Source organism: Sphaerotilus microaerophilus, assembly GCF_023734135.1.
Classification (GTDB): Bacteria; Pseudomonadota; Gammaproteobacteria; order Burkholderiales; family Burkholderiaceae_C; genus Sphaerotilus; species Sphaerotilus microaerophilus.
In genome coordinates, this window is record NZ_AP025730.1 from 5,124,911 (window position 1) to 5,146,933 (window position 22,023).

The following is a 22,023-nucleotide window of genomic DNA, read 5'->3' on the forward strand; positions in this document are numbered from 1 at the left end:
TCTGCCTCTGGGTGAGCGATGTCTTCAATATACTGAAATATCAATACAGACGCCGGGTTGAATCCTTCGCCCGAACCTACCGCTCCCCCTTCGCCTCCCACGCCACCCGCCGCGCAAACGCCTTCGAGCGCCAGCGGATCATCCGCCGCCACGGCTCGAACCAGCCGACCCGCCGCCACCCCGGCCCGCGCTGCGCCGGGCTGGCGTCCGGCCACCAGGGAATCGGTAGCCAGTCGTGGTCGGCATCGTCACGCAGCTCACGCGCGTTGTTGATCCAGCTGTCCAGCCGCTCGAAGGGCTCGCGCGTCTCCAGACGCCAGCGGCACCAGGTGTCGTCGATGTGGGTCACGTCGCGCCAGCCGGCCCAGATCACCGCCTTCGCCTCGCTCCACTCGACGCCTCGCTGAGCGGCGATGCGGCACAGCCGCGCTCGGATCACCTCCACCGCCTGGCGGACCTCGTCGGGCCACTGCGGCGCATCCGGGTGCACCGGTTCGGCCAGCCAGTCCAGCTCCATCGGGTGCTCACGGTGCCAGGAGAAGTGAACCAGCTTGCCGGCCCTGCGGCTGAACAGCAGGGTACTCAGGTCCCGCGCGGCCCCGTGCAGCCAGCCCTTGGGCCGATCGAACCACAGCGCCGGCTGCACACCCAGGCCGTGCGCCCGCTCCAGGTGCCGCGCCAGCGACCGCAGCAGGGGCGCGCTGTCGGCCTGCAGGCGCCAGCGCAGATCCTCGCGCGCCGCCACCACGCGCCGCAAGGTGTAGTAAGCGGCCGGGAAGTCGCTGTCGTCCTTCTGCCCTTCCCAGGGCTGCAGCCACAGCAGGGGCCATTGCGGGTCGATGCCGGCCGGCAGCTCGGCCCGCGCCCGTGCCAGCCCCACCAGCGCGGCCGGGCTGCGCCACTGCCAGATCCGCGTGGCCCAGGCCGCCAGGCGGCGGCGACGGCGCGCCGTTTCCTCACCCGCCGGCGCCTGCACCGGCTGCTTGCGCACATCTCCCGCCGTCCGGGGTGCATCCGGGCGGGCGACCAGCGAGCCGGTCCAGGCCATCCAGGCCGGCAGGGCCAGCGCCGGCCCCCGGAACAGCGGGTGCAGCACCTCGCAGCGCATCGGCGCGGCGCCCAGCGCCTCGCGCTCGACCAGCCGCTGTGCCAGCAGCCGCAGGTGCCCGGCCCGGCGCGCAGCCACGCAGGCCTGCCAGCGGCGCCGCAGCGCCTCGTCCAACCCTGCGTCGTCGAGCTGCCAGGGGCTGAAGGGGCGATCCAGGCGCTCCCGGGCGCGGTCGTGCAGCCGGCAGGCGCGCTCCCACTCCTCGAGTGCAATGCGCCGAAGCGCCGGGAAGTCACCGTCCGCATACACCAGCAGCTCGCCATCGACGCGACGAACCACGGCCACCGGGGTATCGAAGGGCGCCAGGATGCAAGGCGTGCCGTGCGCCAACCCAGGGGTGTCCGCCAGCCTCCCGACAAATTCGATCCGCCCCAGCGCGCTCAGCTTTCCCCAGTACGGGTCGGACGAATCGCCACAGGTCACCGTGTCCCCAACCTGCCACTCCCACGCTTCGTTCATGTGCATCTCCCGCGTCGTGTTGCTTCGAAACCGGATTCTTCCGCAGCACTGGCTCACCTGGTGAGCCCATCGAGGCACAGACTGGTCACAGTCCACCACAAACCGCCATGAACACCCATCCACCCCGCTTCACCCGCCAGCGCATCGACTCGCCGCATGTCATCACCTTCTGCGCCGAGATGGGCGCGCTGCTGCTGGCCGCCCGGGCACGCCAGCGCAACCCGCAACGCGGCGCAGCGCGTGAGACCGCCCGGGACCCGGCGCAGCGGTTGAACGGCGACATCGCCGAGCTGATGCAGGCCGTGAAGACCTACGCCGAGACGATGCAACGCATCCGCAGCCGCATCCTGGCGCCCGAGATCGCCTTGTCCGGCGAGCCGCAGGCCACCTTCGACCAGTGCCGGCTTGCACTTTCTTTCTGGCAACACCGCAGTGAACGCGCTCGCGCCGAACAATGGCGCGAGCGCAGCGACCCGGCCCCCTTCGCCCTGGCCGCCTGCTGGGACAGCCTGATCGCCCAGGCGCTGGACGGCCTGGAAGGCGCTGGACGGCAGGAAGCGCACCGACCGGCTCGAAGAGGCCCGCGCCGAGCTGCGGCGCTTCCACCACCGGCTGTGCACCCTGCGCGTGCTGGACCCGGCCTGCGGCAGCGGCAACTTCCTGTACGTGACGCTGGAGCACCTCAAGCGCCTGGAGGCCGAGGTGCTGGATGCGCTGGCCGCCCTGGGCGACACGCAGAGCCGCCTGGGCCTGGAGGGCGAGACGGTGACGCTGCAGCAGTTCCTGGGCATCGAGCTGAACCCGCGCGCGGCGGCGCTGGCCGAGCTGGTGCTGTGGATCGGCTGGCTGCAGTGGCAGATCCGCAGCTTCGGCAACCAGAGCGTGGCCGAGCCGGTGGTGCACGACTACCGCAACATCGAATGCCGGGATGCGGTGCTGGCCTGGGACGCGCAGGAGCCGGCCTGCGGGGCGGACGGGAAGTTGTTGACGCGCTGGGATGGCCGCACGAAGAAGCGCCATCCGGTCACCGGCAAGGAGGTGCCGGACGAGGCGGCGCAGGTGCCGCAGTGGCGCTACCTGAACCCACGTGCCGCCGATTGGCCGCAGGCCGACTTCATCATCGGCAACCCGCCCTTCATCGGCGCCGGGCCGATGCGCGAGTCGCTGGGCGACGGCTACGTGGAGGCCCTGCGCGCCAGCTGGCCGGCCGTGCCCGACAGCGCCGACTTCGTGATGTTCTGGTGGGCCAAGGCCGCCGCCGAGGTGCGCGCCGGGCGGGCGCAGCGGCTGGGGCTGATCACCACCAAGGCCATCTGGCAGACCTTCAACCGCCGTGTGGTGGAGGCGGCGCTGGCCAGTGATGTCGCCCATCTCACTTTTGCGATTCCCAACCACCCCTGGGTGGACAGCGCCGACGGCGCGGCGGTGCGCATCGCGATGACGGTGCTGGCGCCCGGCGCTGCCCCCGGCAAGCTGGTGACGGTCACCGCCGAGCACGAAACCGACAGCGGCGAGGTACAGGTCGAGCTGGCCGAGCGCAGTGGCGTTCTGCACGCCGACCTGCACATCGGCGCGAACGTGACCGCCGCCCGGCCGCTGCGCGCCAACTTGGGCATCTCCTCGCGCGGCGTTTCGTTGCACGGTGCGGGCTTCATCGTGACACCAGCGGAGGCACTGGCCCTGCTGCCAGGCGCCAGCTTGGCAAATGAGGGTTTACCCCCCCCCCCGCAATTCCAGCGTCATTCGCGCATACCGCAACGGCCGGGACCTGACCGACCGGCCGCGCGGTGTGCAGGTGATCGATCTGTTCGGGCTCACGGCTGAAGACGTGCGCTCCCGCTACCCGGCGGTCTACCAGTGGGTCGCGGAACGAGTGAAGCCGGAGCGGGATGCCAAGGCGCAGAGCAAGGACGGCGCCGCCTACGCTCGGCTGTGGTGGCTGTTCGGCAAGCCGCGCCAGGAACTGCGTGCGTATCTCTCCGGTTTGCCGCGCTACATCGCCACCGTCGAAACCTCCAAGCACCGACACTTCCAGTTCCTCAGCATGGACGTGCTGCCGGACAACAAGCTGGTTGCCATCGCGCTGAGTGACGCGCTGCACCTGGGCGTGCTATCCAGCGCCGTGCACGTCGACTGGGCGCTGGCCACCGGCAGCCGGCTGGGCGTCGGCAACGACCCGGTCTACGTCAAGACACGCTGCCTGGAGACCTTCCCGTTCCCGGACGCCACCGACGACGACACCGGCCTGACGCCCGCGCTGGCCGAGCGCATCCGCACGCTGGCCGAGCAGATCGACGCGCACCGCAAGGCGCGGCAGGCGGCGCACGAAGCGGTCACCCTCACCGGCCTGTACAACGTGCTGGCCAAGCTACGCCGCGGCGAGGCGCTGACCGCCAAGGAGAAGGCGCTGCACAGCCAGGGCCTGGTCGGCGTGCTGCAAAGCCTGCACGACGAGCTGGACGCCGCGGTGCTCGCCGCCTACGGCTGGAGCGACCTGGGCCCCGTGCCCTGGTCCGACGACGCCGCCCACGCCGCCTGGACCGAGGCGCTGCTGGAGCGGCTGGTGGCGCTGAACGCGCGCCGCGCCGCCGAGGAGGCCGCGGGAACGGTGCGCTGGCTGCGCCCGGACTCCCAGAACCCGCAGCGCTACAGCGCCGCGGCCGGCGTGGACCCCGCACCGACCGAGCAGCCGGCACTGATCGAGCCGGCGCAGGAGGCAGCCGACCCGGACGAAACCACCGCCGCCACCCCAGCCGCCACCCCGGCCGCAAACGCCGCAGCCCCCGCCCGCCAGCCCTGGCCGAGCGACCTCAAGGCCCAGCTGCGCGCCGTGGCCGAACTGCTCGCCGCCAGCCCCGCCGGCCTGAGCGAGGCGCAGATCGCCGAACGCTTCACCGCCCGCGGCGCCTGGAAGAAGCGCCTGGCCGACGTGCTGGCCACGCTGGAAGCGGTGGCGCGGGCGCGCTGCGAGGACGGGCGCTGGCGGGGGGTGTGAGGGCGACCGGAAGAAAACCCAAGCGCTCAGGTTCCTGATAGCATGCCGACGATCCTGCTGATCAACGGGCTGCGGGTCACGATCTACCCCGCCGACCACCGCCCCGCGCACGTCCACGTGATCGGGCGCGGCTGCGAGGCGGTGTTCAAGCTCAACTGCCCCTTCGGCCCGCCGCAACTGCGTGAGAACCAGGGTTTTTCCCGCAAGGAACTGTCCGCCATCGCCACGGCACTGCTCGACGCACTGATGCCGCTGTGCACAGCCTGGAGCCATCTGCATGGAGATTTCTGAAGCTGACTTCGCCGCCGCCAATGCCCGCGCGGCTGAGCGAATGGCCCACGACACCCGCGCCGTGGCGGCACGCTACGACCGCCGCACCGCGCGGCTTGTGATCACGCTGGACAACGGCCTGGAACTCGGCTTGCGCCCGCAGGATGCCCAGGGGCTTGAGAGCGCACGCCCGGCCGACCTGGAGGATCTTGAAATTTCCCCGTCCGGCCAGGGCATCCACGTGCCGGCGCTGGACGCCGACCTGTACCTGCCCGGCCTCCTGCAGGGCCTGTTCGGCTCGCGCGCCTGGATGAGCCGCCGCGCTGCCGAACGCCAGGCCGCCGCGGCGCTTGGCGCCACCGGTGGCCGCGTGCGCAGCGAGGCCAAACGCCGCGCCGCACAAGAGAACGGCCGGCTGGGCGGACGGCCGCGCAAATCAGAACCGAATCCATCGAGCGCGGGCTGATCATGGACAGCGACACCCACCGGCCTGAAGACGCCACCACGCCGCCCGCCTCACGCGGCGCAGCTTTGCTCGACGCGCTGCGGGGCTTCGATACGGACTTCATCGAGGCGGTGCAGGATCTCCGCGATGAATCGCAGCCGATGCAGGTGCGCGACTTGCCCTGCGTCTGCGGCCCCGCGTCCTCGGTCTGACCCGCCTTCTCGGCGGCTCCACCCTGTCGCTGCAGGGACAGGCCAAAAACGAACGGGCGTGCTAAAAACTGCGTTTCATCGTCGCCACGCGGGGCCGGTCCCGCGGCGAGCACAGCACAGGAGACGCGGATGGATCTGAACTTCACCGACGAGGAACTGGCGTTCCGCGCCGAGGTCAAGCAGTGGGTGGCCGAGAACCTGCCGGCCGACCTGAGCCACAAGGTGCACAACGCCCTGCGGCTCACCCGTGACGACATGCAGCGCTGGGCGCGTATCCTGGGCAAGAAGGGCTGGCTGGGCTACGGCTGGCCCAAGCCCTTCGGCGGCCCGGGCTGGAATGCGGTGCAGAAGCACCTGTTCGAGGAGGAGTGCGCGATGGCCGGCGCGCCGCGCATCGTGCCCTTCGGCCCGGTGATGGTGGCCCCGGTGATCATGGCCTTCGGCACGCCCGAGCAGCAGCAGCGCTTCCTGCCGGGCATTGCCAGCGGCGACGTCTGGTGGAGCCAGGGCTACTCGGAGCCGGGCTCGGGCTCGGACCTGGCTTCGGTGAAGACGCGTGCCGAGCGTGTATCGACGAGTTCAGGCGACAAGTACATCGTCAACGGCCAGAAGACCTGGACGACGCTGGGCCAGTTCGGCGAGTGGATCTTCTGCCTGGTGCGCACCAGCACCGAAGGCAAGCCGCAGACGGGCATCAGCTTCCTGCTGATCGACATGAAGTCGCCCGGCGTGACGGTGCGCCCGATCATCCTGCTCGACGGCGAGCACGAGGTGAACGAGGTGTTCTTCGACAACGTCGAGGTACCGGCCGAGAACCTCATCGGCGAGGAGAACAAGGGCTGGACTTACGCCAAGCACCTGCTGGCGCACGAGCGCACCAACATCGCCGACGTGAACCGCGCCAAGCGCGAGTTGGAGCGGCTCAAGCGCATTGCCCGCGCCGAAGGCGTCTACGACGACAGCCGCTTCCGTGACCAGATCGCACTGCTGGAGGTGGACATCGTCGCGCTGGAGATGCTGGTGCTGCGCGTGCTGAGTGCCGAGAAGAGCGGCAAGAGCAGCCTGGACGTGGCGGGTCTCCTGAAGATCCGCGGCAGCGAGATCCAGCAGCGCTACACCGAGCTGATGATGCAGGCCGCCGGCCCGTACAGCCTGCCCTTCATCCACGAGGCGATGGAGGCGGGCTGGCAGGGTGGCTTCGTCGGCGCCGCGCACTGCGCGCCGGTGGCTGGCACCTTCTTCAACTACCGCAAGACGACGATCTACGGCGGCAGCAACGAAGTGCAGCGCAACATCGTGTCCCAAACCGTGCTGGGAGCCTGACCATGGATTTCGATTTCACCGACGATCAGAACTCGCTGCGCGATGCGGTGGCCCGCTGGGTCGAGAAGGGCTTCAGCTTCGAGCGCCGCCATGCGCTGGCCAAGGCCGGCGGCGCGACCCGCGCGGTCTACGCCGAGCTGGCCGAGCTGGGCCTGACCGGCCTGGCCATCGCCGAGGAACACGGTGGCCTGGGCTTTGGCGCCGTCGAGGCGATGGTGGTGATGGAGGAGCTGGGCCGCGGCCTGGTCAACGCCCCCTACCTGCACGGCGCGCTGGTGGCGCCCTCGCTGCTGAGTTTCGCCCCCGCCGAGCTGCAGGCCGCCTGGCTGCCACGGATGGCCAGCGGCGAGGCGCTGGTGGTGCTGGCGCACCAGGAACGCGCCGCGCGCTACCGGCTCGACCAGGTGACCACCCGCGCCACCGAATCGAACGGCAGCTGGACCGTCACCGGCGCCAAGAGCCTGGTGCCGGCCGGTGACGAGGCTGACGCCTTCCTGGTGCCGGCGCACACGCCGCACGGCATCCGCATCTTCCTGGTCGAACGCGCGGCCTGCCAGGTACGCGGCTACCCGACCCAGGACGGCGCGCGCGCCGCCGAGATCGCCTTCACCGACGCCCCGGCGCAACTGGTGGCCGAGAACGGCCTGGTCGAGCTGGAAGGTGCCATCGACGTGGGCATCGCCGCGGTCTGCGCCGAGGCGGTGGGCCTGATGGAGCGCATGACCGCGCTGACGGTCGAGTACATGAACACGCGCAAGCAGTTCGGCGTCACGCTGTCCACCTTCCAGGCGCTGCGCCACCGCATCGCCGACGTGAAGATGCAGCTCGAACTCGGCCGCGCGATGAGCTACTACGCCACGCTGAAGCTGGGCGAGCCGGCAGAGCAGCGCCGCCGGGCGCTCAGCCAGGCCAAGGTGCAGATCGGCCAGTCGGTGCGCTACGTCGGCCAGCAGTGCACTCAGCTGCACGGCGGCATCGGCGTGACCGACGAGTACGTCTCCAGCCACTACTTCAAGCGCCTGACGATGCTGGAAATGCAATTCGGCGACACGCTGCACCACCTCGGCGAGGTGAGCGCGCGCATGCAGGACAGCGCCGGCGTGTTTGCCTGAGCAAGCGCGTCCTGGGCAAATCTTTAGCCGGCGAACGCCGCGGAACCGGCTCTGCCGGGCCGCTGGCGTTGCCCCCTTGAGGGGGAGCGCCGTCAGGCGCAACGGGGGTGGGAGTCAGCTCCGGAAAATCTGGACGGAGCGCACCAGCAACCCGGCCTGATCCTCCAGGTCCCGGCAGGCCTGGGCGGCTTCAGCGGCCAGGCTGGCGTTGTGGCGGGTGGTGTCGTCGAGCTGGCGCACGGCGCCATGGATGCCGGCAATGCCCTCGCGCTGGCGGCCGGCCGCGTCGCTGACCTCGTCGAGCCGCTCGGCGACCACGCGCGACTCGTCCACCACCTCGCCGATGCGCAGCGCCGCGTCGTCGATGCGGTCGGCACCGACGCGCACCTCCCGGGTGGAATCGTCGATCAGCGTGGCGATCTCGCGCACCGCGTCGCGGCTGCGCTGTGCCAGCGTGCGCACGTCCTGAGCCACCACCGCGAACCCTCGGCCCTGATCGCCCGCATGCGCGGCCTCCACCGCCGCGTTGAGGGCCAGGAGGTGGGTCTGGGCGGCGATCTGCTCGATCACGCCGACGATCTCGTGCATGCGCTTGGACGACTGGCGGATGGCCTGCATCGTCTCGGTGGCGGCGCGCATGGCCTCGCCGCCCTCACCGGCGCGGGCGCTGGCGTGGCGACTCTGTTCGCTGAGCTCGTGGGTACCGCGCGCCGCAGCGTCCACGGTGCTGGCAATCTCCTTCATCGTGGCAGCCGTCTGCTTCAGGCCGGCCGCCTGGGCGTCGGCATGTTCGGCCATCTGGCGGCTGCCTTCGGCCAGCGAGCCGGTGGCCACGCGCATGTGGCCGACCTCGCAGCGCACGTCCGAGACGATGGCGCGCATGTTCAGGTTGATCAGGTCGAGCCGGCGCAGCAGCGAGCCCAGCGGGCTGGTGGGCTCGTAGTCCAGCCGCATCGACAGCCGGCAGCTCGCCACCTGGGCAGCCATCACGTCGGCATCGCGCAGCGGACGAGCCACCTGCAGCTCGAACCAGATCATCAGCGCCGCGATCACCGGCAGGCCCAGCCACAGCCCGCTGGTGGCCACCATCCACGGCGAGGGCTGCCAGGCCGGCAGCCCCAACTCGGCCGCAAAGGCCCAGGCCAGCCCGGGCAATGCGATGGCCAGGATCAGGATCAGCATCGCCCCCGTCATGCGCTGGCTCAGGCTGAGGCGCCAGATGCGGTTCGGCCAGTCGCGCCAGCCGGTGCGGCGAAGCCGCCCCGCGTGCAACGTCCAACTCGGGTGTGGCTGCGTACGCTGCCGGGCGAGCAACGCGTAGGTCGCCTCGGCCTCACTCACCTGGGCACGGCTGGCCGGCAGGCGCACCGACATGTAGCCGATCGGCTTGCCCTCTTCGAGCACCGGCGTCACGTGCGCCTGCACCCAGTAGTGGTCGCCGTTCTTGCAGCGGTTCTTGACGATGCCGCTCCAGGGCCGGCCGTGGCCGATCGTGGACCAGAGGTCGCGGAAAGCCTCGGGCGGCATGTCCGGGTGGCGGATCAGGTTGTGCGGCTGGCCCAGCAGCTCGTCGTAGCTGTAGCCACTCACCGCCACGAAATCGCGGTTGCAGTGGGTGATGCGCCCCTGCCGGTCCGTGGTGGACACCAGCACCTGGCTGGGTTCGAGGCGGCACTCGCGGCCGCTGAGTGGCTGCTGGGCAGAAGACGAGGTGCGCATGGGAGGCGTCGGCAAGTCGGGTCGATTCGGATCGATGGACGGGCGGTACCGCACCAACTGCTTGGGTACGGGCCGCAGATTGGCAGCGCAGGCGCGGGCCCGATCGCTTGAAAAGCGCTGGTGCTGCAACGCAGCAACAGTGACTTCGCGCACACTGGCGGCATGCAGACACCGACCAACCCGCCTTCCCTGCCTGCCCTGCCGCCCCTCAGCTACCCCGGCGCGATCACCGACGTCGCGCCACTGAAGGTCGGCCACTTCACCGACACCCGCCGGCCCACCGGCTGCAGCGTCGTGCTCTGCGAGGCCGGCGCCACCTGCGGTGTCGACGTGCGCGGCGCCGCGCCCGGCACCCGCGAGACCGACCTGCTGCGCCCGGACAACCTGGTCGAGCAGGTCCACGCCGTGCTGCTGGCCGGCGGCAGCGCCTTCGGGCTGGATGCCGCCGGCGGCGTGATGCGCTGGCTGGAGGAGGCCGGGCACGGCTTTCCGGTCGGCCCGGCACGCGTGCCCATCGTGCCCGCGGCGGTGCTCTTCGACCTGCTGGTGGGCGACCACCGCATCCGCCCCGACGCCAGCGCCGGCCACGCCGCCTGCGCCGCCGCCAGCCGCAGCGCGCCCGCGCAGGGCGGTGTCGGCGCCGGGGCCGGAGCCACGCTGGGCAAGCTCTTCGGCGTCGCGCAGGCCATGAAGGGCGGCATCGGCAGCGCCTCGCTACGCGCCGGGCGCTTCACCGTCGGCGCGCTGATCGCCGTCAACGCGCTGGGCGACGTGCGCGACCCCGCCACCGGCCGCCTGCTGGCCGGCTCGCGCGGCGCCGACGGGACGAGCCTGCGCGACGCCGCTGCCCGCCTGGTCGCCGGTGACCTGCCTGCGGGCGCGCTGGCCGGCATGGCCACCACGATCGGCGTGGTGGCCACCGACGCCGCGCTCACCAAGGCGCAGGCCAACAAGCTGGCCACCATGGCGCACGATGGCCTGGCCCGCGCCATCTCGCCGGTGCACACGATGACCGATGGCGACACGCTCTTCGCGCTGGCCACCGGCACCGCCGAGGGCCACGCCGACCTGACCGTGCTCGGCGCGCTGGCGGCCGAGGTGACCGCCCGCGCGATCGTCAACGCCATCACCGCCGCGACCGGCTTGACGCTGCCCGACGGCACGCGCCTGCCCGCCGCCACCGACCTGAACCGACTGGAGCGCCACTGATGGCCCGCAAGAACACGAACGCCGGTGCACCGGCCACGCTGGCCCTGGCCGACGCCCTCTTCAGCCAGGGCCTGGGCGCCCGCCGCGAGTGCGAGGGCCTGATCGCCTCCGGGCTGGTGCGCGTGGCCGGGCGCACGATCACCGACCCCTTCGAGCCCGTGGCCACCGAGGGCCTGGTGCTGGAGGTCGAGGGCCGGGCCTGGCCCTACCACGCCCAGGCCGTGATCCTGATGCACAAGCCGGCCGGCTACGAGTGCTCGCAGAAGCCCTCGGCCTGGCCGAGCGTGCTCAAGCTGCTGCCGGGGCCGCTGCGACAACGCGACGTGCAGCCGGTCGGCCGGCTCGACGTGGACACCACCGGCCTGCTGCTGCTGACCGACGACGGCGCGCTGATCCACCGCCTGACGCACCCCAAGCGCCACGTGCCGAAGGTCTACGAGGTCACCACCGCCCGCCCGGTCGAGGACGGCCAGATCGAGAAGCTGCGCGCCGGCGTGAAGCTGCACGACGAACCGAACCTGGTGCGTGTGCTGGCCTGCGAGCGCAGCGGTGAATGCGCGCTGCGCATGACGCTGGGCGAAGGCAAGTACCACCAGGTCAAGCGCATGGTGGCCGCGGTGGGCAACCACGTCGAGGCGCTGCACCGCAGCAGCTTCGGCGCGCTGGCCCTGCCCGCCGACCTGGCGCCCGGTCAGTGGCGCTGGATCGACGACCCGGCGGTGATCTGGGCCGCCGGGAGCTGAGCCGTCTCAACCTCGGCCGCTGTCGCTGGCGCGACAGAGTGCCGCCCAGGCTGGCCTGTTTGGCGCGGGTAAGTACGCTGCGTTTTTTGCGTTCACGGATCTAGTCTTGACATGGATCATGGGGCCGAAAGCCCCATGCCTGTTCTGGAGGAGACCCATGAGCGTGAACCTGACGATCAACGGCCGGGCGGCCACCGCCCAGTCCGAGCCTGCCACCCCGCTGCTGTGGGTGCTGCGTGACGAGTTGGGCCTGACCGGCACCAAGTTCGGCTGCGGTGCCAAGCTCTGCGGCGCCTGCACGGTGCACCTGGACGGCGAGCCGATCCGCTCCTGCTCGACGCCGCTGTCGCGCGCGGCCGACCGATCGGTGTCGACCATCGAGGGCCTGTCCAAGGACAACAGCCACCCGCTGCAGAAGGCATGGATCGCCCACGACGTGCCGCAGTGCGGCTACTGCCAGAGCGGCCAGCTGATGAGCGCCGCCGCGCTGCTGGCGGCCAACCAGAACCCCAGCGACGCCCAGATCGACGAGGCGATGAAGGGCAACGTCTGCCGCTGCGGCACCTACGTGCGCGTGCGCGCCGCCATCAAGACCGCCGCCGCCGAAATGCGCCGTGGCAAGGCCTGAAGGGAGACCCGACATGAAGCACGCCCAACGCGCCGCCAGCCCGTCGCGCCCCTCACGCCGCAGCTTCCTCAAGTCCTCGGCCGCCTTCAGCGGCGGCCTGATGGTCGGCTTCGTGCTGCCCAGCGGCCCGGCCGGCGCCGCCGGCCTGGTGCACACGCCCAACGCCTGGGTGCACATCGCCGACGACAACACCATCACGCTGATCTCGGCGCGCGCCGAGATGGGCCAGGGCGTCTACACCTCGATGCCGATGCTGCTCGCCGAGGAGCTCAACGTCGACCTGCGCAAGGTGCGCGTAGCCTTCGCGCCCCCGGGCAAGGCCTACGGCAACGCGATGATCTTCGGCCTGCAGCTCACCGGCGGCTCCACCTCCGTGCGCGAGGGCTGGGAGCGCCAGCGCCTGGCCGGCGCCCAGGTGCGCGAGATGCTGATCGCCGCCGCCGCCGAGCGCTGGAAGGTCGACGCCGCCCAGCTGCGCGCCGAGGACGGCCAGGTGCTGGGCCCCAATGGGCGGCGCGCCAGCTACGGCGAGTTGGCCGCCGAGGCCGCCAAGCTGAAGGCGCCCGAGAAGGTCACGCTGAAGGACCCGAGCCAGTTCCGCATCGTCGGCAAGCGCACGCCGCGGCTGGACACGCCGGCCAAGGTCAACGGCACCGCCACCTTCGGCATCGACGTCAAGCTGCCCGGCATGGTCTACGCCTCGCTGCAGCAGTGCCCGGTGCAGGGCGGCAAGGTCAGGTCCTTCGACGCCGGCAAGGCGCGCGCCATGCCCGGCGTGATCGACGTGGTGCAGATCCCCGACGGCGTGGCGGTGGTGGCGCAGAGCTACTGGCAGGCCGCACAGGCGCGCGAGCAGCTCAGCGTGCAGTGGGACGAGGGGCCGAACGCAGGCCTGAACACCGCGGCGATGATCGCCGGCACGCGCGCTGCGCTGGCCAGCGGCAAGCCCTTCCCGATCAAGCAGCAGGGCGACCCGGACAGCGTGATCGGCCGCGCCGCCAAGGTGCTGCGCGCCGAGTACCTGACACAGAACCTGTCGCACGCACCGATGGAGCCGATGAACTACACCGCCCACGTCGAGGCGGACCGCGCCCGGCTGGTCGGCCCGACCCAGTGGCCCGATGCGCTGCAGGGCGCGATCGCCAAGATCCTCGGCCTCAAGCCGGAGACCGTGACGGTGGAGAACACCTTCCTGGGCGGCGGCTTCGGGCGGCGCATCGACTTCGACTACGCCATCCAGGCCGCACTGATCAGCAAGGCCGTGAGCAAGCCGGTCAAGCTGGTGTGGACCCGCGAAGACGACATGCAGCACGACTTCTACCGCCCGCTGGGGGTGCACCAGCTCGCCGCGGCCGTCGGCGCGGATGGCAAGCCCACGGCGCTGACCTGGCGGGTGGCATCGCAGTCGGTCACCGGGCGGGTGTTCAACCTGCCGGCCGAGGCGCCCGACGCGCTGATGACCGAGGCCGCCGTGCCGCTGTACGACATCCCGGTGGCCCGCCACGACGCCGTCAAGCACGACGCCGGCCTGCGCGTGGGCTACTGGCGTGCGGTCAGCCACAACATGAACGCCTTCGCCAACGAAAGCTTCATCGACGAGCTGGCCGCCGCCGCGGGCAAGGACCCGGTGGCCTACCGGCTCTCGCTGCTGGAGACCCAGCCGCGCCTGGCCAACGTGCTCAAGACCCTGGCCGCCAAGGCCGGCTGGGGCACGCCGGCCGCGGCGGGGCGCCACCGGGGCGTGGCCGTGTTCGAGGGCTATGAGACCCACATCGGCGCGGTGCTGGAGATCTCGATGAAGGACGGCGCGCCGCAGGTGCACCGCGTCACCGTGGTGGCCGACCCGGGCCGCATGGTCAACCCCGACACGGTGGAGGCGCAGATCCAGTCCAGCGTGGTGTACGGCCTGTCGGCCGCACTCTGGGGCGAGATCACCGTCGACAAGGGCCGCGTGCAGCAGTTCAACTTCGACACCTACCGGGTGATGCGCCACAACGAGGTGCCGGCGATCGACATCACGCTGCTAGAGAGCCGGGAGAAGCCCGGCGGCATCGGCGAGCCGGCCACCTCACTGATGGCCCCGGCGCTGGCCAATGCGGTCTTCGCTGCCACCGGCAAGCGGGTGCGCCGCATGCCGATCCGGCCGGAGACGATCGCCCAGGCCTGAGCAGGCTGGCACGGCACGCGGCACACCCAGCGAAGCACCGGGCCGGGCACCGATAATCCCGGCCCATGCGCATCTTCCGCGGCCACCACCACCCCGGCATCGCCCCGGCCTGTGCCCTGACCATCGGCAACTTCGATGGCGTGCACCGCGGCCACCAGGCCATGCTCGCGCTGCTGACCAGCGAGGCCCGGCACCGGCGCCTGCCCAGCTGCGTGATGAGCTTCGAGCCGCATCCGCGCGACTACTTCGCCCAGCGCACCGGACGGCCCGAGCTGGCCCCCACGCGCGTGGCCACGCTGCGCGACAAGCTGCTGGAGCTGGAGCGCTGCGGCGTGGACCAGGTGGTGCTGATGCCCTTCAACCAGCGCTTCGCGGCGCTCTCGCCCGAGGCCTTCGTCGACGACGTGCTGGTGCGCGGCCTGGGCGCACGCTACGTGTTGGTGGGCGACGACTTCCGCTTTGGTGCCAAGCGGGCCGGCGACTACGCCATGCTCGACGGGGCCGGCACACGCGCCGGCTTCGACGTGGCGCGCATGCTGAGCTACGAGGTGCACGGCCTGCGCGTGTCCAGCTCGGCGGTGCGCGAGGCGCTCGCGCAGGGCGACATGGCACGCGCCACCGCGCTGCTCGGGCGGCCCTACAGCGTCTCCGGCCACGTGCTGCACGGGCGCAAGCTGGGGCGGGAGCTGGGCTTTCGCACCCTCAACCTGCGCTTCGGCCACCCGAACCCGGCCGCGCAGGGCATCTTCGTGGTGCAGGTCTTCGGCCTGGCCGACCGGCCACTGCCCGGGGTCGCCAGCCTGGGTGTGCGCCCGACCGTGGAAGACGCCGGGCGCGTGCTGCTGGAGGTGAACTGCCTCGACTGGCCTGCCTCGCTCGGCAGCGAGGGCGCCTACGGCCGCGTCGTGCAGGTCGAGCTGCTGCACAAGCTGCACGACGAGCGCCGCTACGACGGCCTGGAAGCCCTGCGCGCAGGCATCGCCCAGGACGTGGTCGACGCACGCGTCTGGTTCGCCCGCGCCTGACGCAGCGCCCGCGGCGCGGCGGCCATGTCCCATTGCATCGACCCGGCCGAGGTGCAGTTCAGCGCCATCCGTGCCCAGGGCGCGGGTGGGCAGAACGTCAACAAGGTGTCCAACGCAGTGCACCTGCGCTTCGACATCCGCGCCTCCTCGCTGCCCGACGCTGTGAAGGAGCGCCTGCTGGCCCTGGCCGACAGCCGCATCAGCGCCGAGGGCGTGGTGGTCATCAAGGCGCAGGCGCACCGCAGCCTGCCAATGAACCAGGCCGAGGCGCTTGAGCGCCTGCAAGAAATGGTCGATGCCGCTGCCCACGTGCCCAAGGCCCGCCGCGCCACCCGGCCGACGCGGGGCTCGCAGCAGCGCCGCCTGCAGGGCAAGTCGGTGCGCGCCGGCATCAAGGCCGGGCGCGGCCGGGTGACCGACTGACGGAGCGCCGGACTGACGGAGGTTGCGCGCCCGCTCAGGCCGCGCGCTTGAAGGTCGCCAGCAGCGCCCCGGCGCCGACGAAGAGCGAGCCGAACACCCGGTTCATCACGCGGATGTGGTGCACCTCGCGCAGGCTGCGCAGCACGCGCGCGGCCAGCGCGGTGTAGCCGGCCATCACCACCAGGTCGGTGAAGCCCAGCGTCAGCGCGATCACGCCGTACTGCAGCGCCAGCGGCTGCGCCAGCTCCAGGAACTGCGGCACCACCGCGAGCAGGAAGACCGTGCCCTTGGGGTTGACGGTGTTGATCATCCAGCCGCGCAGCACCAGCTCACGCCGCCGGGTGCGCACGCCCGCGCCCGATGCATCTGGCGCGGCCTCGGCCACCATCGGCTTGGCCGGGGCGCGCCACTGCTGGATGCCCAGCCAGATCAGGTAGGCCGCGCCGGCCCACTTGACGAGGGTGAAGCCCAGGCTGGACGCCGCGATCAGCGCCCCCAGCCCCAGGCCGACGACCAGGATCTGCGTCCAGATGCCCAGCACCAGGCCCAGCGTCATCGCGTAGCCGCGCATGAAGCCGTGGCTCAGCCCTGCGCTCATCGCGGCGACCGCGCCCGCACCGGGCGAGAGGCTGATCGCCCAGGAGGCAGCAAAGAAGGCAAGCCAGGTGGACCAATCCATGCAGGGGCTCCGACAAAACGGCGATTGTCGGCGCAAGCCTCACTTCCTGCTGCCCCGCGACTGCCCACGACAATAAGGGCATGAGCCGAGCCAAGACGATCTACACCTGCAGCGAGTGCGGCGGCACGAGCGCCAAGTGGCTGGGCAAGTGCCCGAGCTGCAACGCCTGGAACACGCTGGAGGAGACGGTGGCCGAGCCGGCGGCCAGCGGGGCAAAGAACCGCTACCAGGCGCTGGCCCGCACCCAGCCGGTGGCAACGCTGGCTGACATCGAGGCCGCCGACGTGGCCCGCACCCCCACGGGGCTGGAGGAGTTGGACCGTGTGCTGGGCGGTGGCGTGGTCGAGGGCGGCGTGGTACTGATCGGTGGCGACCCCGGCATCGGCAAATCCACCCTGCTGCTGCAGGCGGCCGAGGCGCTGTCGATGCAGATGAAGGTGCTCTATGTGACCGGCGAGGAGTCCGGCGCGCAGGTCGCGCTGCGGGCGCGCCGGCTCGGGCTGGGCGGCACACAGCTGCGCGTGCTGGCCGAGATTGGCCTGGAGCGCATCCAGGCCACGCTGACGGCCGAGGCGCCCGATTTCTGCGTGATCGACTCGATCCAGACGCTTTATTCCGAGCAGCTCAGCTCGGCGCCCGGCTCGGTGGCGCAGGTACGCGAGTGCGCCGCCCAGCTCACCCGCACGGCCAAGGCCAGCGGCTGCACCATCGTGCTGGTGGGCCACGTCACCAAGGAGGGCGCGCTGGCCGGCCCGCGGGTGCTGGAGCACATCGTGGACACGGTGCTGTACTTCGAGGGCGACACGCACAGCAGCTTCCGGCTGGTGCGGGCGATCAAGAACCGCTTCGGCGCGGTCAACGAGATCGGCGTGTTCGCGATGACCGAGCGCGGCCTGAAGGGCGTGACCAACCCGAGCGCGATCTTCCTGTCCACCCACGGCGCACCGGTGCCGGGATCGTGCGTGCTGGTGACGCTGGAGGGCACGCGGCCGATGCTGGTGGAGATCCAGGCGCTGGTCGATTCGGGCGGGCCCAGCCCACGGCGGCTGTCGGTGGGCCTGGACCGCGACCGGCTGGCCATGCTGCTGGCGGTGCTGCACCGCCACGCCGGGGTGGCCTGCTTCGACCAGGATGTGTTCGTCAACGCGGTGGGCGGCGTGCGCATCAGCGAGCCGGCGGCCGACCTGGCGGTGCTGCTGGCGATCCAGAGTTCGCTGCGCGGCCGGCCGCTGCCGCGCGGCTTTGTCGCCTTCGGCGAGGTGGGCCTGGCCGGCGAGGTCCGCCCGGCGCCGCGCGGGCAGGAGCGGCTGCGCGAGGCGGCCAAGCTGGGCTTCTCGGTGGCGGTGGTGCCCAAGGCGAACCTGCCAAAGAAGCCCATCGAGGGGCTGGAGCTGCACGGCGTGGAGCGCATCGAGCAGGCGATCGACCTGGTGCGTGCGCTCGGCGACGGCCACGCGGGCCCGCCACCGGCGCGCTGAGGCCCGGTGGCGCGGCCGCACCACCGTTGCGCGAAGGGCACCGATGGCCCTTGCCGCAGCACGGCCGACGCACCGTGGTCACGTGATGAGATGATAATTTTCATTTTCGCAGTATCGAAACAAGCGGTGGGACGTCCATGGCCAACAAGCTGACGGGGCAGACTTTCAACATGGTGCTGGCAGGATCGGCGCTGCTGATCGGCTGGTTTTTTTACGGATGGCAGGGGGTGGTGGTGAGCGTGACCATCATCGCGTTCTGGATGGTCCTGCAGTTCAACCAGGCCACCCGGGTGCTGCGCCAGGCGGCCAGCCAGCCCAAGGGGCAGATCGACAGCATCGTGCGGGTGCAATCCCGCCTGGCCCATGGCATGACGATGGCCGAGGTGCTGCGCATCACCGGCAGCCTGGGCGTGCCCACCGAGCGCCGCGACGAGTGGCTCTGGCGCGATGCCGCCGGCCACGAGATCGCCGTGACGCTACGGCGCAACGTGGTGGTGCGCTGGGCGGTGGCCCGCGCCGACGAGAGCCGCTTCGTCGAGTACCCCGACGAGTCCTACGACAAGGCCGCCTGAGCAGCGTCGCCTGCGGCCCTTGCGGCCGCCCGGCTCAGGCGAGCAGGTAACCCACCCGCAGGCACAGCGCGCGGGTGTGCTGGAACCCATCGCGCAATGCCTGGGCCGCCTGCTCGCGCTGCCCCGCCTCCAGCGGGGCCTCGGCGCTGGCGAGCTCCCAGGCCTTGGCCGTCGCAGCCAGGCGTTTCAACCCGAGGCTGGCCACGGCCCCCTTGAACTTGTGGGCCGCGCCCCGGATGGCGGCGGGGTCTGCGGCGGGGTCGAGGGCTCGCAGCAGTTCGTCCAGCGCGGGCGATGACTCGGCCAGCAGGCCGGCCAGCAGCGAGCGATAGCCCTCCAGGCCGACCGTGACGCAGATCTCGGCAATCGCCTCCAGGTCCAGCCACTCGGCGATCTCACCGCGGCGCACGCGCAGCCGCGGGCGGGGGGCCGCCGGGGCGGGACTGGTGATCATCGGCGAGGAAGCCGGCGAGGAGACCGGCATGAAAGCCGGTACGGCAGCGGATACGGCCACCGTCGGGGTGGGGCCCGGGCCCGGGGCCGGGCCCGGCTCGGGCTGCAGGACAGGCTGAGTTGCGCGCGGCGAGCTGTCTTCGGCCGCGGCCAGGCGGGGCACGAAGCGGCGCAGCGCCTCCACCACCACGGGCACCTGCACCGGCTTGGTGATGAAGTCGTTCATGCCGGCTTCCAGCGCCCGCTGGCGCGCGGCATCGAAGGCATCGGCCGTCAGTGCGATGACCGGCACGTCGCAGGCCGGCGGCGGCAGCGCGCGGATGGCCCGCGTGGCGGCCAGGCCGTCCATCACCGGCATGTGCACGTCCATCAGCACCAGATCGCAGCGGTGCTGGCGAAGCCACTCGACCGCCTCGGCACCGTTTTCACAGAGGTGCACGCGGTGCCCCAGGTGCTGCAGGATGGCCTGCATCAGGCTGCGGTTGACCGGGTGGTCGTCGGTAACGAGCACCTCGGCGCTCAGTGCGGCCGGCACCGGCGCCGTGCTGGGCGGGGGGGCGGCCTCGGCCGGGGCCTGCACGCGCTCCAGCGCGATCGTCACCGTGAAGCGGCTGCCCTGCCCGGGTGCGCTGTCCACCTCGATGTCGCCGCCCATCAGGCGTGCCAGGCTGCGCGAGATCTCCAGGCCCAGCCCGGTGCCCCCGTAGCGGCGCTGGATGGAGGCGTCCCCCTGCGAGAAACGCTGGAACAGCCGCGCCAGCGTGGCGGCGTCCATGCCGATGCCGGTGTCGCTGACCTGCAGGGCCAGCCGCTCGGGGGCGCCTCCGGCCGCCGGGCGCACCGCCACCTCCAGCCGCACCTCGCCGCCGGGCGTGAACTTGATGGCATTGCCCAGCAGGTTGAAGAGGATCTGCTTGAGGCGCTTGCCATCGGCACGCAGCGTCTGCGGCACCTCGGGCGCCACCTCGCAGTGCAAGGGCAGGCCCTTGGCGCGGGCGTGCGTGCCCATCAACGCGGCCACGTCATGCACCAGGCCGCGCAGGTCGACGTCGTGGGGGTGCACCTCCAGGCGCCCGGATTCGAGCGTGGAGATGTCCAGCACGTCATTGAGGAGGGCCAGCAGGTGCCGGCCCGATTCACGCGCGGTGGCCAGGTGCGCGCGCTGCTGTGCCTCCAGGGGCGTGGCCTCCAGCAGCGACAGCATGCCCAGCAGCCCGTTGAAGGGCGTGCGCAGCTCGTGGCTCATGTTGGCCAGGAAGGCGCTCTTGGCCCGGCTGGCCTGCTCGGCGTCCGCGCGGGCCTCCTGCAGGTGCTGGGCGAGCTGCTCCAGGCGGTGATGGCGCTGGTGCAGCGCGCGGATCTGCCGCATCACGATGATCGCAAAGGCCAGTGTCAGCAGGCTCTGGAACACCGTCAGGCCGATGGCGAGGCGGTTCTGCAGGCGCACTGCCTCGTTGCGCCGCGTCACCTGCTCGCCCACCGCCTGGTTGACCTGCAGGGCCAGTTCACGCATCGGGGCGGCCAGCCAGTCCAGGCGATGCACCAAGTCGTGCCAGACCCGCGCATCACCGGCCCGGGCGCCGCCTTCTCCCTCTGCCAGCAAGGGGTCGGCGTGCTGCACGAAGGCCTGCAGCGCAGCCAGCACCTCGGCCTGGCGAGGCAGGTCCGACAGCACCGCCCGGGTGCGGTGCGGATCGATCAGGCTGATGCGGCTGACGAAGAGCTCGTAGCGATCGCGCACCGCCTCCAGGCCGGAGGCCTGGGGGTGATCGGCCAGGTCATCGAGCACCTGGCGCAGGCGCAGGGTTTCCGCCTCCAGCTGGTAGAAGCTCCACACCAGGCTGTCGCCCTGGTACGACACCGTGTCGTTGAGCAGCCCGAGCGCGCGCGATTGCACCCAGGCCACGCCGGCAAAGGCCAGCACCAGCACCAGCCCGATGAGCGACAGCCAGCGCCCCGGGCCCGCAGGGTGTTCGCCCCCCTCGGCGGCGGCAACGCCCGGCGCGGCCGGCTGCTCCACGTTCACTCGACCTCGATGTGCTTGAGCTGCCAGGCCGAGCGGCTGTAGTAGCGCTCGGAACGCAGCGCCTCGTCGCTGTCGAAGGGGTAGATGATGAACAGCGGGCCCTTGTCGCGCACCGGCATGGGCTGATCATCCATCAGCCGCGCCAGCACGACCGGGTAGCGCTTGCAGTCCTCGACCGGCAGCGTCACCTTGTAGTCGTTGAGCGCCACGGCACGCAGGGTCTGCCCCTTGGCGCCCACGGCGGCCAGCACGTCGCGCAGCAGCGGGCCGGTGAACTTGCGCGCGGCCGGGTACCAGGGGGTGCGGGTGCTGAAGCTGTGCTGCGGCAGGGCGGCGAGCATCGCCATGTCGAACTCGGCCCGGGCGGCCGCGTTCTTCTCGCCGATCAGCCCGCCGATCGTCAGCACGACACGCCCCTGCGGGCGGTCGAGCGCGCTCGCGGGCCGCCACAGTGCCGCCGCCAGGGCGGCGCCCAGCAGCACGCGCCGACGCGGTATCGCAAAGGAAGGATTCATCTCGGCCTCCATGGGCGCAAACGCGACGCAGCCCGCCCGTGACGGACGGGGAACCGAAGATCAGCCGAAGTGGCAGATGTAGTGGTAGGGGGCGCCTTCGACGCGGATCTCGAAGCTCGCGTTGCCCGGCACGCTGAAGCGCTCGCCCGGGCCGAAGGTCTGCCAGTCGGCAGCGCCGGGCAGCTTGACGCTGCAGGAGCCGGCGACGGTTTCCATGATCTCGGGGGCGCCGGTGTTGAACACCAGCGAGGCCGGCAGGATCACGCCGACGCTCTTCTTCGTGCCGTCGGCCAGCGTGATGGAGTAGGACACGCAGCGCCCGTCGAAGTAGACGTTGGCCTGGGTCTGGACGGAAACGTTCGCGATCTGCTGAGTGCTCATGGGAAGAAGGGCTGACGTGGTTGAACCCGGACGGGCGAGCCCGGATTCTAGGGAGCCTGCGCCATCCCCTTGAGGGGGCTG

At 71.4% G+C, this 22,023-nt stretch carries 22 protein-coding genes; 15 read left to right on the top strand and 7 right to left on the bottom strand.

Annotation, left to right across the window (positions count from 1 at the left end):
• Nucleotides 1-76 precede the first annotated feature (76 nt).
• Both NGK70_RS26525 and NGK70_RS21975 read right to left on the bottom strand, forming a co-directional pair.
• Nucleotides 77-1,567 carry a hypothetical protein gene (locus NGK70_RS26525; protein ID WP_310742551.1) on the bottom strand — a complete coding sequence of 497 codons (1,491 nt, stop codon included), beginning with the start codon at nt 1,565-1,567 and terminating at the stop codon, nt 77-79.
• A 53-nt stretch (nt 1,568-1,620) separates the two neighbouring features.
• Nucleotides 1,621-2,130 carry a hypothetical protein gene (locus NGK70_RS21975; protein ID WP_251970593.1) on the bottom strand — a complete coding sequence of 170 codons (510 nt, stop codon included), beginning with the start codon at nt 2,128-2,130 and terminating at the stop codon, nt 1,621-1,623.
• A gap of 64 nt (nt 2,131-2,194) precedes the next feature.
• On the opposite strand from NGK70_RS21975, the gene NGK70_RS21980 reads away from it, so the two are divergent.
• The 7 genes from NGK70_RS21980 (at nt 2,195) to NGK70_RS22010 (ending at nt 7,924) form a co-directional block, all read left to right on the top strand.
• On the top strand, nt 2,195-3,391 hold the full coding sequence (locus NGK70_RS21980; RefSeq protein WP_251970594.1) for a DNA methyltransferase: 1,197 nt from the start codon (nt 2,195-2,197) through the stop codon (nt 3,389-3,391).
• A complete protein-coding gene (locus NGK70_RS21985; RefSeq protein ID WP_251970595.1) occupies nt 3,363-4,562 on the top strand; it encodes a type IIL restriction-modification enzyme MmeI in 1,200 nt (399 codons plus the stop codon). Before NGK70_RS21980 ends, NGK70_RS21985 begins: the two co-directional genes overlap by 29 nt.
• 42 nt (nt 4,563-4,604) lie before the next feature.
• Nucleotides 4,605-4,853: a DUF4160 domain-containing protein gene (locus tag NGK70_RS21990; RefSeq protein ID WP_251970596.1), complete on the top strand. Its 249-nt coding sequence runs from the start codon at nt 4,605-4,607 to the stop codon at nt 4,851-4,853.
• On the top strand, nt 4,840-5,298 hold the full coding sequence (locus NGK70_RS21995; protein ID WP_251970597.1) for a DUF2442 domain-containing protein: 459 nt from the start codon (nt 4,840-4,842) through the stop codon (nt 5,296-5,298). Before NGK70_RS21990 ends, NGK70_RS21995 begins: the two co-directional genes overlap by 14 nt.
• A 2-nt stretch (nt 5,299-5,300) precedes the next feature.
• The gene (locus NGK70_RS22000; protein WP_251970598.1) at nt 5,301-5,489 is read left to right on the top strand and encodes a hypothetical protein; all 189 of its coding nucleotides are present in this window, start codon (nt 5,301-5,303) and stop codon (nt 5,487-5,489) included.
• 129 nt (nt 5,490-5,618) lie between these two features.
• Nucleotides 5,619-6,812, top strand: a complete 1,194-nt coding sequence (locus NGK70_RS22005; protein ID WP_251970599.1) for an acyl-CoA dehydrogenase family protein — start codon at nt 5,619-5,621, stop codon at nt 6,810-6,812.
• Nucleotides 6,813-6,814: 2 nt separating this feature from the next.
• On the top strand, nt 6,815-7,924 hold the full coding sequence (locus NGK70_RS22010) for an acyl-CoA dehydrogenase family protein (protein WP_251970600.1): 1,110 nt from the start codon (nt 6,815-6,817) through the stop codon (nt 7,922-7,924).
• A 114-nt stretch (nt 7,925-8,038) separates the two neighbouring features.
• Here NGK70_RS22010 and NGK70_RS22015 read toward each other — a convergent pair whose 3' ends face one another.
• Complete coding sequence (locus NGK70_RS22015; RefSeq protein WP_251970601.1) at nt 8,039-9,658, bottom strand: methyl-accepting chemotaxis protein; 1,620 nt, start codon at nt 9,656-9,658, stop codon at nt 8,039-8,041.
• Between the two features lie 147 nt (nt 9,659-9,805).
• On the opposite strand from NGK70_RS22015, the gene NGK70_RS22020 reads away from it, so the two are divergent.
• The 6 genes from NGK70_RS22020 (at nt 9,806) to arfB (ending at nt 15,838) form a co-directional block, all read left to right on the top strand.
• On the top strand, nt 9,806-10,852 hold the full coding sequence (locus NGK70_RS22020; protein WP_251973866.1) for a P1 family peptidase: 1,047 nt from the start codon (nt 9,806-9,808) through the stop codon (nt 10,850-10,852).
• Nucleotides 10,853-10,890: 38 nt separating this feature from the next.
• Nucleotides 10,891-11,595 carry a pseudouridine synthase gene (locus NGK70_RS22025; RefSeq protein WP_251973867.1) on the top strand — a complete coding sequence of 235 codons (705 nt, stop codon included), beginning with the start codon at nt 10,891-10,893 and terminating at the stop codon, nt 11,593-11,595.
• Nucleotides 11,596-11,752: 157 nt separating this feature from the next.
• Complete coding sequence (locus tag NGK70_RS22030; RefSeq protein WP_251970602.1) at nt 11,753-12,223, top strand: (2Fe-2S)-binding protein; 471 nt, start codon at nt 11,753-11,755, stop codon at nt 12,221-12,223.
• A 13-nt stretch (nt 12,224-12,236) separates the two neighbouring features.
• The gene (locus tag NGK70_RS22035; protein ID WP_251970603.1) at nt 12,237-14,390 is read left to right on the top strand and encodes a xanthine dehydrogenase family protein molybdopterin-binding subunit; all 2,154 of its coding nucleotides are present in this window, start codon (nt 12,237-12,239) and stop codon (nt 14,388-14,390) included.
• A gap of 65 nt (nt 14,391-14,455) precedes the next feature.
• Complete coding sequence (locus NGK70_RS22040; protein WP_251970604.1) at nt 14,456-15,415, top strand: bifunctional riboflavin kinase/FAD synthetase; 960 nt, start codon at nt 14,456-14,458, stop codon at nt 15,413-15,415.
• Nucleotides 15,416-15,439: 24 nt separating this feature from the next.
• Nucleotides 15,440-15,838, top strand: coding sequence for an alternative ribosome rescue aminoacyl-tRNA hydrolase ArfB (gene arfB / locus NGK70_RS22045; RefSeq protein ID WP_251970605.1), 399 nt, complete (start codon nt 15,440-15,442; stop codon nt 15,836-15,838).
• A gap of 34 nt (nt 15,839-15,872) precedes the next feature.
• Here arfB and NGK70_RS22050 read toward each other — a convergent pair whose 3' ends face one another.
• A complete protein-coding gene (locus tag NGK70_RS22050; protein ID WP_251970606.1) occupies nt 15,873-16,517 on the bottom strand; it encodes a LysE family transporter in 645 nt (214 codons plus the stop codon).
• Nucleotides 16,518-16,597: 80 nt separating this feature from the next.
• Between NGK70_RS22050 and radA the strand changes: the two genes are divergently transcribed.
• Together radA and NGK70_RS22060 are read left to right on the top strand one after the other, a co-directional pair.
• Nucleotides 16,598-17,995: a DNA repair protein RadA gene (gene radA, locus NGK70_RS22055; protein ID WP_251970607.1), complete on the top strand. Its 1,398-nt coding sequence runs from the start codon at nt 16,598-16,600 to the stop codon at nt 17,993-17,995.
• 137 nt (nt 17,996-18,132) lie between these two features.
• Nucleotides 18,133-18,567 carry a hypothetical protein gene (locus tag NGK70_RS22060; RefSeq protein ID WP_251970608.1) on the top strand — a complete coding sequence of 145 codons (435 nt, stop codon included), beginning with the start codon at nt 18,133-18,135 and terminating at the stop codon, nt 18,565-18,567.
• A 34-nt stretch (nt 18,568-18,601) separates the two neighbouring features.
• Here the strand turns inward: NGK70_RS22060 and NGK70_RS22065 are convergent, their stop codons facing one another.
• From NGK70_RS22065 to ppnP, 3 genes are read right to left on the bottom strand one after another with little or no spacing between them, the layout of a single operon-like run.
• On the bottom strand, nt 18,602-21,040 hold the full coding sequence (locus NGK70_RS22065) for an ATP-binding protein (protein ID WP_310742552.1): 2,439 nt from the start codon (nt 21,038-21,040) through the stop codon (nt 18,602-18,604).
• Nucleotides 21,041-21,042: 2 nt separating this feature from the next.
• Nucleotides 21,043-21,561 carry a putative pterin-binding protein gene (locus tag NGK70_RS22070; RefSeq protein WP_251970609.1) on the bottom strand — a complete coding sequence of 173 codons (519 nt, stop codon included), beginning with the start codon at nt 21,559-21,561 and terminating at the stop codon, nt 21,043-21,045.
• 60 nt (nt 21,562-21,621) lie between these two features.
• Nucleotides 21,622-21,942, bottom strand: a complete 321-nt coding sequence (gene ppnP / locus NGK70_RS22075) for a pyrimidine/purine nucleoside phosphorylase (protein WP_251970610.1) — start codon at nt 21,940-21,942, stop codon at nt 21,622-21,624.
• Nucleotides 21,943-22,023 lie beyond the last annotated feature (81 nt).